General features: G+C 54.3%; 9 protein-coding genes. All 9 read right to left on the minus strand.

Annotated elements, in window-relative coordinates:
* Nucleotides 1–14: 14 nt before the first annotated feature.
* Nucleotides 15–206: a hypothetical protein gene (locus ACR9WD_RS16445; RefSeq protein ID WP_434922452.1), complete on the minus strand. Its 192-nt coding sequence runs from the start codon at nucleotides 204–206 to the stop codon at nucleotides 15–17.
* A 4,626-nt stretch (nucleotides 207–4,832) separates the two neighbouring features.
* The gene (locus tag ACR9WD_RS16450; protein ID WP_434922453.1) at nucleotides 4,833–6,026 is read right to left on the minus strand and encodes a ParB/RepB/Spo0J family partition protein; all 1,194 of its coding nucleotides are present in this window, start codon (nucleotides 6,024–6,026) and stop codon (nucleotides 4,833–4,835) included.
* 193 nt (nucleotides 6,027–6,219) lie between these two features.
* On the minus strand, nucleotides 6,220–7,143 hold the full coding sequence (locus ACR9WD_RS16455; RefSeq protein ID WP_073707181.1) for a ParA family protein: 924 nt from the start codon (nucleotides 7,141–7,143) through the stop codon (nucleotides 6,220–6,222).
* Nucleotides 7,144–7,319: 176 nt separating this feature from the next.
* Nucleotides 7,320–7,961 (minus strand): 16S rRNA (guanine(527)-N(7))-methyltransferase RsmG, encoded by a 642-nt coding sequence (gene rsmG / locus ACR9WD_RS16460; RefSeq protein ID WP_434922454.1) that lies wholly within the window; start codon nucleotides 7,959–7,961, stop codon nucleotides 7,320–7,322.
* A gap of 46 nt (nucleotides 7,962–8,007) precedes the next feature.
* Nucleotides 8,008–8,535 (minus strand): protein jag, encoded by a 528-nt coding sequence (locus tag ACR9WD_RS16465; RefSeq protein ID WP_038992744.1) that lies wholly within the window; start codon nucleotides 8,533–8,535, stop codon nucleotides 8,008–8,010.
* Nucleotides 8,536–8,537: 2 nt separating this feature from the next.
* Nucleotides 8,538–9,512 carry a membrane protein insertase YidC gene (gene yidC, locus ACR9WD_RS16470; RefSeq protein WP_038992743.1) on the minus strand — a complete coding sequence of 325 codons (975 nt, stop codon included), beginning with the start codon at nucleotides 9,510–9,512 and terminating at the stop codon, nucleotides 8,538–8,540.
* A complete protein-coding gene (yidD, locus tag ACR9WD_RS16475; protein WP_038992741.1) occupies nucleotides 9,512–9,889 on the minus strand; it encodes a membrane protein insertion efficiency factor YidD in 378 nt (125 codons plus the stop codon). Before yidD ends, yidC begins: the two co-directional genes overlap by 1 nt.
* The gene (rnpA, locus tag ACR9WD_RS16480) at nucleotides 9,889–10,242 is read right to left on the minus strand and encodes a ribonuclease P protein component (RefSeq protein ID WP_083515633.1); all 354 of its coding nucleotides are present in this window, start codon (nucleotides 10,240–10,242) and stop codon (nucleotides 9,889–9,891) included. The genes yidD and rnpA overlap by 1 nt, the downstream gene beginning before the upstream one ends.
* 64 nt (nucleotides 10,243–10,306) lie before the next feature.
* A complete protein-coding gene (gene rpmH, locus ACR9WD_RS16485) occupies nucleotides 10,307–10,444 on the minus strand; it encodes a 50S ribosomal protein L34 (RefSeq protein ID WP_073707184.1) in 138 nt (45 codons plus the stop codon).
* Nucleotides 10,445–10,930: the final 486 nt, after the last annotated feature.

Genomic DNA, 10,930 nt, shown 5'->3' on the forward strand with positions numbered 1-10,930 from the left:
ACCAATATTGCCGTTCAGAGCCACCAGCTGACAACGCCGTTATTCTCGATCAGAGCCATCTGATTTTCTCCTTCAGAGCCACCCTGTATAAACCCCTCTGTCAAGGGGCATGAGTTTTTGCCCACCGGCGGCCACGAATAATGCCCATTAAGGGTCAGCAAAACTGCCTGCTGCCCATAATCAGCCAATGTGGTATCAGCCGTCATGCACAGCAGTCTGCCCGTGCTGAGAGGGGCTACATCAAGGAACTCACCCCAGCACCAGCCAACTCCTGCGTCAACCGAACAGATTCACCGCTGGTCTGGCAAATATGCGCCTGACGCAGCAACCGATCCACCGAGGACGTCGCCAGGGCATTGGGCATCAATTTACAGTGTTCTGATGCTCGATCAGCGGCTTTTGGAACCACCCAGCGTGGAAATTTCGCGTTCTATTATCGTGCTCATGGAGCAACAGTGAGACAGAGCATCCCCATTTTCTGCACGCAGTACAAGCAGTCGGACTACCCCGGCCGGCTGGTGGGTCTGAACAAGAATAATGGGTGGCCCTGAGCGGCAATACTGGTGGCTCTCAAAGCTTCTAATATTCATCTGGATCCACGGACAAGTGACGACATAGCTGCGTGACGGCAGAGACGGGCTCACTTGACTTAGTTCTCTCTCGATGACGTGGGCATGCAAATAGGCCTGCGGTACGCATCCACTGTCTCGGAAAATCAGCGCGAATCAAAGCGTCTACAGCCACAGACCTAACGCTATTGTCGCTCAGTTGATCCTGTTCTGGGCCAGCAGTGCGCTGCTCTTCTCAGCAAAGCCTCTGTGGGCTCGTGTAGTGATCCAGGAGCCTATGGAACCTCTTGGTACTCGGAGTGGTAGATGGAAGGCTTTCAGCGGCGCTTCTGGTGCTCTTAGCGCTTATAGATGCGATTTGATCATCACACTCCATGACTGTACTTGACGCTCACCAGACGTACCCCTGTTAGAGACAAGAACATACGAATGAAGCGCGCGGCGCCCCCGGCAGACCATGCGTGCTGGTCGGGATTACGTTCTGGTTATACGTCCATCTTCATTGATTGAGCGCCCTACACGGAATACTGTCCGCGTACGTCGAACATCGGATAGTTGCTCCCGATGTCACTTCCGATCTGCCTATGCAGTTCTAGTTATTGGCAACTCGGCTATCGCCAGGACATGCACCCTTATGATCATTTACCTGTGATCATTCGCCCTTCCAGCCTGAACGGAACTTCCAGTGACTTGTGTGGTCATTCCATTGGGCATGGCGTTGGAAACGAGATGTCGTTTAGGTGGTTCTCCTTGTTTCACGTGAAACACGTCTCCAGCGGTTAGTCTCGAAAGTCCTGTATGGTTCATCGATTAATGTTTCACGTGAAACGGTGCCGAAAAGCGGCTGTTTTCAGCCTGAGTCTAAGTGAGTATGTAGCCATTATGGAAGCCACCGCTCTTCCAATTCAGAGTCGTCCGAGGGGTACTCCATTATTGTCACTCGGAGCTGCCAAACACTATCCCTCCAAATAACCCTGTATAAACTCCCGGCCAGTGCAACAGACTTTCTCGCAGAACAAGCCATGTTCAGCGGCACGCGCGAATGACGCTCATGCTCCAGCTTTACGCCGAGGCTTAGTCGGGACGATTCTTCACGTCCACACCCGACGCATCTCCCGCAGCAGAGTCATAGAAGTAGGCGGCTCCTCCTTACAAAGCTGAGAGCGCCTTCAGGACAAGAGCGACAAAAGCGTTACTAATTGCAATTCCTTGACCGCAACCAACTCTAAACGTGTTCACCCAACCGTACTGGAGCATCGACCATACGGATCTAGTTTAGGCTGGCGCCTACCTCAAGCTTTGCACGACGACTACGTACGACAGGACAGGACAGGACCATCGAACCGCATTCAAGGGCTACAACAAGTTCTGATCCTCATACCATCATCATTAACTCGTAGACTTGGCCAAGTCCAGAGTTGAGCACAAAGCACGCATAACCATAGAGGCTGACGGCCAGAAGCCATCATGACCCTACACTCCCCCTTTCAAAGCCCAACGGTCCAGAGTGTATCCATTTGTCATCTGCCTGCTGTTCAAGATGTTCCCTTTCGAAGAGCCCAGTCGTGATGTGAGGTAGCGGTGATCCCGTCAGAACGGAATGGTGACTCCAGGCGCTAATTCTCAGAGGCGCAGAAGCATAGTAACGGGCGGCTCTGAACCGGAACTCTTTTGTGGCTCCAAAGGTTCAATTATTCATCACGACTTCAAGAACACTGCTCGCCCATTAGATTGCGGGTCCGGTTCATGCCATTCCCCTATCCGGCAGAATGTACTCACCAGATTCAGTCATGTACAGCAACCGAAAAGCTTGAAGCCGATGTCCTGAAAGCTGATTCGAATGCAAATGAGTGACAGCCATCGAAACGAAGCCATTCAAGGACGTAGCGTGGATAAGAATCTCCGGCTAATGCCGACTATGGCCATGAATGGATTGCGTCCGGCTCACAGCAACTCTTGAAAGTCTAGATCGTCACCTGATCAGGTCTGCAAACCGCTCGTTGCTGGACTCTGCCAATTCGGTCTATTCCGAGGCGAACGTAGAACTCCAAGCAAGCCAGACTACGGCCACCGAATATCACTCGTACACGTTGCAGTTCCTGCAGATCCGTGGATGGGTGCGGCATGTTGATTGCTCGATAGGTTTCTTCAGAGCCCTGACCAACAGTCACAGCCAAGGGTATATCGATCGAACCGCCTGAGGGAGGGTCTATGTTTCACGTGAAACTTATTCTCATGAATCATGACGTAAGCGGACTAACAGCGAAGATGCCCGAGAGAAATTCTTTTCCTCGTTTCATAAGTCGGTTCATCATCTGCTCTTATGGCATGGCTATCAGCCTGACTATTCGAACAGCGACCTCACGGCGGTTGCAACACCGGACTGGTGTTTGTCGTTAGAGTAAACAATGCATCAGTCCAATGTTTAGGCCTAGACAGATTCGTGATCGACGCTAATCATTTCAAGGCTGCATTATAAGACCACGCCTATTCCGGGTGGACTCATCAAATCCTAGAGTCTGGATCGAGTACTGGAAATCAGTCGCAGCGAACTTATCATCTTTGCATGATCCAGTGAATGAAGCAGTAGTCTCCCTACCGACCGACACAGCAACTTCTCATCGAGCACAGTCTGGTCGGCATTTTCGTTCTATTCCATAGGACAGTTTTACTCGAATCATAGATCCGCAGAAAACTGATTATCTGAATCTTGGGGGCCACTACAATTCCGATCTAGAGTCACCAGAGAGAAACGCCGCCGTTGTCTCTCATTGCCACCGAATATTTTTCGTCAGAGCCACCCCCTATAAGCTGCTCCCACCACGCAACCGACTGTATGGTGGACAGAACCTTTTTCAATGTACGAAAGTTCGAAGTCATGCGACTAATCCAGCTCGCGCTGAGAGCCTGCCAGACTGCGCCATCGCATCCACGCAAGGCATCTTTCACGACAGCGTAGGCGAAGACTTCAATGCCGCAGATATCGTCCTCGTAGCTGGAAGCACCTCGAGAAGCTGAGCGACGAGCAGGTCCTTCAACTACTCTTCCCGACTGCAACTAACAAGAAGGCGCGATGCCCAACCTGGGCTAGAACATCGCGCCCAAGAAGCTGTCCAGGTCGGGCCGACTTTAAGCTCTTACACGGTGAATACGACCAGACAGTCCGAAGCCAATGGTGCTGCCATCATGGGCTAGAACAGCTTCTTTACGTCCTACGAACGCTGCTTTCTCCAGCTCATGGTCACCTCCGACGTCGATGACAAAACGTCAGCATCGAATTAGGCTGGCTGGGAGCTTCCATGGCCTCGCACGAGCATCGTCGCCGGGCAACAGGCTCTGAGGATCTATTTGAAGCCTGCCTGCCGTTCAGCCGATACTTTACGTGGAGCTCTGCCTTCGCATAAGGCAGCCGTGAGTCGGTTTTGGCTGGCCGGTGGCTCTGGACGAGAATTCTAGCGGCTCTCAAAGCCACGAATATTCACTATTGAGCCATTCGGGATATGGCACCTCCGTCAAGAATTCTGAGACCTTCCCGCGTAAGGGACGATCAGGTTCTCTCGGCTGAAGGACATGCATTCACTCTGTGGCTTGATGGTCACTACCCTTTTAACGTATGTCTTTGCTTGGAGCGCCCATCCTGTTCGTGAGCGAACCATTGCCTAGTGATCAACCTCCAAGTCGGGGTCGCAGTCCAGCAGTTAAGGTGCATAGGGCTACAGAATCAACCATGAACCAGGTACGCCATGTCAGCAAGACTTGACCTTCTTGAGCGTCCGGCAGACAGGAACATTTAGACGGTTTTGCTTCGGGGTGACGAGGTGCGGATGGTGCCCCAGTCGAGTTCGGTGCACTAATCTTCCCGAGCACTCCCCCAAAGGCTCATGACGGTTCTCTGTGCCTCCTGCAACTCCTTGGAAACGCACCAGGTGTCGATCGGTGCATCGTCAGTTGCGAGAGGTTTTTCGTTGCAACTCCGATGAAGGCCCTTGGGGAGGCGTGGACACAAACTGAGATGCACTTGGCGCAAAGCCTGGGTCTTCGCGTGGTACTGATTCTTCGGGCCGAAAGAAGTCCTTGCATCCAGCCTTCAGGGTTGTACGTCCCGAGAGATTCTAATGCAGTGACAACATCCGCTGGCCAACCTCTCCTTCAACCCTTCCTAAATACTGGCCACCGCTCCCCAATATTTGTTTCACGTGAAACAGCGTTTTGGAGATAGAGAAGGCGCATGTTTCACGTGAAACATGCGCCTTCTCTATCTAATTACGAGTTCATTGTCGGATCGATAACCTGCATGATGCGGTTCAGATCATCGACCGAAGCGAACTCGATACTGACCTTGCCCTTGCGGCTGCCAAGTTGAATCTTGACGTTAGTGTCCAAGCGGTCCGCAAGCGATGTCGCCAAGAAGTCCAAACGCTCATTACGCTGGGTCTCGCGCGCCTTCTTGGCTGGCTTGCGCGGCTTATCATCGCTCAGGGCAACTGCCTCTTCAGTCGCCCGCACAGACAGACCCTCGTTGATGATCCGCTGGGCCAACTGTTCAATGACTTCGTTGTTGGACAGTCCAAGCAAGGCCCGTGCATGGCCGGCCGAGAGAACCCCCGCTGCAACGCGACGTTGAACGAGAGGAGGGAGCTTCATCAAACGGATCGTGTTGGAAATCTGCGAACGTGATCGGCCAATTCGTTCGGAAAGCACTTCCTGCGTGCAGTTGAACTCTTCTAAAAGCTGTTGGTAAGCAGCAGCCTCTTCCAGCGGATTGAGCTGCGAGCGGTGCAAGTTCTCGAGCAGCGCATCGCGTAACAAATCGGTGTCTTGCGTGTCCCGAATGATCGCCGGGATGGTCGCCAGGCCAGCGGCCTGCGTTGCTCGCCAACGACGTTCACCCATGACCAGTTCGTATGGGGCGTCATCCTTCTCGCGCGAAGGACGGACAACGATAGGCTGAAGCAGTCCAATTTCACGGATGGAATGGATGAGCTCATCCATGTGCTCTTGGTCGAAGTTGGTTCGCGGTTGCTTGCGATTCGGGTGGATGAGCTTGACGTCGAGTTCAGCGAACTGCGCTCCAGGAACTTCAACTAGATCCGAAGAGTCTGGGGTGTCAGGCTTCGACTGACTCTTCTTAGGTGCTGGCTTCTCGGCCGATGCATCATCCTCGCGCACAGGAGAACTCTTCGTCCCAAGAGTTGTGTTCAAGCCAGGCATCGTAGCTCGAGCACGCTTTGCCGGCTTAGCAGCAGTAGTTGGTGCCTTCGGCGTTGAGGACTTGCGTCCCGGTTCGAAGAACATATCGACTGGACGTGCTGCCCGAGGCCTCGATGCTTCTGCGACAGGCTCTGCGGGCGATGTTTCACGTGAAACATCCTGCTTCTCCTCTGGAGCTGCGGTCGCCGGCGAGCTGGAAATGAGGGCACCTAGTCCCCTGCCCAAGCCCCGCTTCTTGTCTGCCATGTTTTTCGCACGCCCTTTCATCCGAAATTTCAGCCCGAGACTAGTCTACTGTTTATTGGCATCGAACCGGGGATGCGCACAGTGCGTCACCCACGGCTTTCGCAATGAGTGTCAGCTATCAGCCACGGTGTCACGTCTGAAACAAACTAAAACCTAAGGTAAACGACTCTAGGGGGAAAGCCCTTATACGGGCCTACGCGCCCCGCTCAGCCATCTCTAGGGCTGCTTCGGAGTACGACAGGGCGCCGGTCGAGTTCGGGTCATAGGTAATAACGGTTTGCTGATAGCTCGGAGCTTCAGAAATTCGCACCGAACGCGGAATGACAGCCTTGAGCACCTGCTCCGGGAAGTGCTCCCGAACTTCGTTAGCTACCTGTGCAGCAAGATTAGTGCGACCGTCATACATGGTCAGCAAAATCGTCGAGACTGTCAGCTTGGAGTTCAGGTGCTTCTGGATCATCTCGATGTTCTTCAGCAGCTGACTCAGACCTTCCAACGCGTAGTACTCGCACTGGATAGGGATGAGAACCTCACGAGCGGCAACGAAGGCGTTGACGGTCAACAGGCCCAAGCTCGGTGGACAGTCGATGAAGACATAGTCCAGGCGAGGCAGTCCCTCGCGCTGGCGAGTCCGAGCGTAGTCGTCCAAGGCGCGCTGCAGGCGCTGTTCGCGAGCTACCAGAGAAACCAATTCGATCTCTGCACCAGCCAAGTGAATCGTCGCAGGAGCGACCTGCAAGGTTGGCAGGTCTGGGCATGTAGCTACGACATCAGACAATGGAAGGTCATTGATTAGCACATCGTAAATGCTGTCCACCTCAGCATGATGCTCGATACCCAGCGCGGTTGAAGCGTTGCCCTGCGGATCGATGTCGATCACCAGGACGTTCAGTCCCCCCTTGGCCAGAGCGGCTGCAAGGTTTACGGTGGTCGTCGTCTTGCCGACGCCGCCCTTCTGGTTGGAAATCGTGAAATAGCGGGTCTTCTCGGGCGTTGGCACCTTACGGGCCTCCAAAGCTTCGCGACGACGATGTTCACTAGCTATTTGAGTAGCCAGGGGCGAGGACGAGTCGTTGAAATCAAACGCGCTATCCGATGAATCCTTAGTCTTAGACAAAGGTAAAACTCCTCCTCGTGAAGTGGTGCGCCTAATACTCATAGCGTGCACCGATAATGTTTCACGTGAAACATTCAAAACAAGTCATGCAGATTGCGAAATGGCTTCATCCACGAATGCACGAGGATAAAAGCCATTTCACTTCTATAACTATTTAACAGACTATCGCGTCAACCTTAGTCAACCTTGATGCGAACCACCGTTGTTGGTTCTGCAAGGATGGTTTCGCCCACAGTAAGCACTTCGGTTTCCTTGCCACCGAGTTTGCGGATGGCCTTAGTTGCCTTGGCGATTTCCTCGGCAGCCGAGCGCCCCTTGATCGCAATCAGCTCGCCTTGACCGTGCAGCAGTGGAATGGTCAGTCCGGCCAAGTTGGTCAATGCGGATACGGCGCGGGCCGTGACATAGCGTGCGTTGACCACGTCAACCATCTGCTCTGCACGGCCACGCATTACGGTGACGTTGGTCAGACCCAGATCCTCAATTACCTCGGAAAGCCAGATGCAGCGGCGCTCCAGCGGCTCAATCAGAGTCAGCTTCAGGTCCGGGCGGGCAATTGCCAAGCAAAGCCCTGGAAGGCCTGCGCCGGAGCCTACGTCGGCTACCTCGGCATCCTTGTCCATGACCTCTTCGATCACTGCGCAGTTGAGCACGTGGCGGGACCACAGACGGGGTACTTCGCGCGGACCCAACAGCCCGCGTTCAATGCCAGAGGTCGCCAGATGCTCTACATAGCGCTTGGCAAGATCCAAGCGGTCACCGAAAATCTTCTCGGCAGCCACGGTCTCTTCTGCAGTAAGGCTGAGGTCCTCAGTCATTGTCGTTGGTCCTTAGGTCGATCAGCGCGCGGACGCGTGATGGTTCTTAGCTGTCCAGTACCGAGATGACGATATGGCGTCGGGTCGATTCGCCCTCGGATTCCGAGTGCAGTCCAGCATCTGCGATGACGTCGTGCACGAGCTTGCGCTCGTAGGCGCTCATCGGATCCAGATGGACCTTCTCGCCAGTTTCGCGGACCGAGGCAATGGCGTCCTCAGCAATCTTGCGCAGCAGATCTGCACGCTCTGCACGGTAGCCGGCAATGTCCAGGATCAGGCGCGAACGCTCACCGGTCGCAGTCAGCACCGCGAGCCGGGTGAGTTCCTGCAGCGCGTCGAGGACTTCGCCATCCTTGCCAACCAGGCTTTCCAGCGACGCGTCATCGTCCTCGGTAAGGATCGAAATGTAGGTACGTCCGCCACGGATTTCGATGTCGATGTCGCCGTCCAGATCGGCGATATCCAGAAGCTCTTCAAGGTAGTCGGCTGCGACGTCGCCTTCGTCCAGAACTTCCTGATCGTCATCGATCTGGTTTTCCAGGTCGGGCGCGTCGATATTCTCAGTTGCAGTCATGGCTACTTCTTCTTTCGACGGTTCTTGCGCTGCGGCTGATGACGCTGGCCCTTGGCCCGCTGCTCCGCTGCGGCTGCTGCAGCGGCGTCAGCGTCTTCCTTCTTCATGCCTACTGGAGGCAGGCCCTTGGCGGCACGGCGGGCGTTGAGCTCGCGCTCCGCTTCCGAGCCAGGGGTTGGGTTGTTGCGGATAACCCAGAACTGCTGGCCCAGGGTCCACAGGTTCGATGCGGTCCAGTAGATCAGCACACCGATTGGGAAGTTGATGCCACCGATGCCGAAGACCAGAGGCAGGATGTACAGCATCATCTTCTGCTGCTGCATGAATGGGCCCTGCAGGGCTTCCTGGCTCATATTCTTGGTCATCAGCTGGCGCTGGGTGAAGAACTGCGATGCGGTCATGGCAAGGATCATGACGACGGCAACGATGATGACGGCCCAGTTAATAGCGCCGGAGTTGATGGTGCCCAAGAAGGTCTCGGACAGTGGTGCACCCAGGATGGTGGAACCATCGAAGCTGCGGATGTGCTCAGCGGACAGTGCGCCGATTGAACGGCCATCATCGCTAGCGCGCGATGCTTCATTCAGTACGCGGAACAGTGCGAAGAAGAATGGCATCTGCACGAGCAGAGGCAGGCAGGAAGACAGCGGGTTGGTCTTATGCTTCTTGAACAGCGCCTGCTGTTCCTGCACCATGGCCTGGCGCGAAAGCTGGTCGGTCTTGCCCTTGTACTTTGCCTGCAGCTTGCGAAGGTCAGGCTGCAGTGCCTGCATCGCGCGCTGGGACTTGATCTGCTTGACGAAGACTGGGATCAGCAATGTACGGATCAGCAGCACGAGGAAGATGATCGACAGGGTCCAGGTAACACCTGAATCCGCGTTCATTCCAATCGCGGTGAACAGTTCGTGGAAGGCCCACAGAACCCACGAGACTACGTATGTAAACGGAGTCAGTATCGTGTCTAGGAAGTTGTTCATCAGTGGTCGAGCTCCTTGCGGCCGCTTTCCGCGGCGTCTTCATCGTCGGGAATCACAGGATGATTCAGAACTATGATCCTCGGCAGTTTGCCTTCTGGCCAAATCCTCGGTCCCTCAGGAACGTGGTCGACGCCTCCGTGGGACCACGGATTGCACCGGAGGATCCGCCAAGTGATCAAGCCGGCGCCTTTGACAACACCGTGCTGAGTCACTGCTTCGAGCCCATAGGCAGAACAGCTAGGAAAGTATCGGCATACATCGCCGTACAGCGGCGAGATGATTTTTCGGTAAGTCTTGAGCAACCCGATTACGATGTTGCGTGGGATATCGATGATGAACCACAGCAAACCGGTACGCGGAGCTGAATCCTTGCGCATCAGCGCGCCTCAATCTTGCGCAAAACAGCGGAGAAGGCTGAATTGATCTGGGCGTTGAGTTCTTCCCAGGAGAGTTCGGCAGAGCCAGGAAGTGCACGGAAGACGAAATCGACATTCCCGTCCACGCGCCGAAGCTCATGGGCGATCTCTCGCATTCGTCGTTTGGTGAGATTCCTTTTAACGGCAATACCTACAGCCTTGGAAACAATGAATCCAAACCTGTCGCCGAGGAACTCTTCGGTTACTCGGGGGCGTGCATATAGCACGACGTTCCGGCGTCCGCTTCGGACACCGGAACGTACAGTGGCTGTAAGGTCTTGCGCTAGGCGCAGTCGCTGATTCTTAGGCAACATCTGTTTCGCGTTGCTCTTTAGCTGAGCTCGTTGAAATCATGCTGCCAAGAGCTGCTTCGCAAATTTATGCGGACAGCTCGGCGCGACCCTTGCCGCGACGTGCCGAAAGGATGGCACGACCTGCACGGGTACGCATACGAAGGCGGAAGCCGTGCTTCTTCGAACGACGGCGGTTGTTAGGCTGAAAAGTCCGCTTGCTCACGGTGACACTCCAAAACGATTTAGATGATGCGTACTACCCGTTGACCAGCTAGCTCGATAACAACAGGATGACGCTCGTGTTTTCTTATAAAATGCGCTTTCTCGCGGGCTCTTCCAAAATGAGCAAGTCGCAAAAAGGTGCGCATAGGACTGAATAACAATAGAAAAATATGCGCTCTGGGTCAAATTGGCGCGCAACTTTAGCCCCGGCTCCCCTGCTCGGGTGCCAGCCTGTGAATAATCTACCTCAAAGTTGTGGATTACGGCTGTGCATAACGAAAGAAACTTCACATATTTCCACAAAACAGCTAGTCATCTCGCGAGGAAAAACGCTTGATTTCATGGGAAAACCTGTTTTCCACAGTAATAACACCCTGATTTTCCACGCAGCTGTGCATAACTGTGTGGATGATGGATAGAATCAATGCAGACGTGGTCCAAAAAACGACGTTTAGGAAGCCTGGCAACGGGATTCTTGTGACCAAGA

Source organism: Glutamicibacter sp. PAEs-4, from assembly GCF_051161755.1.
Taxonomy (GTDB): domain Bacteria; phylum Actinomycetota; class Actinomycetes; order Actinomycetales; family Micrococcaceae; genus Glutamicibacter; species Glutamicibacter nicotianae.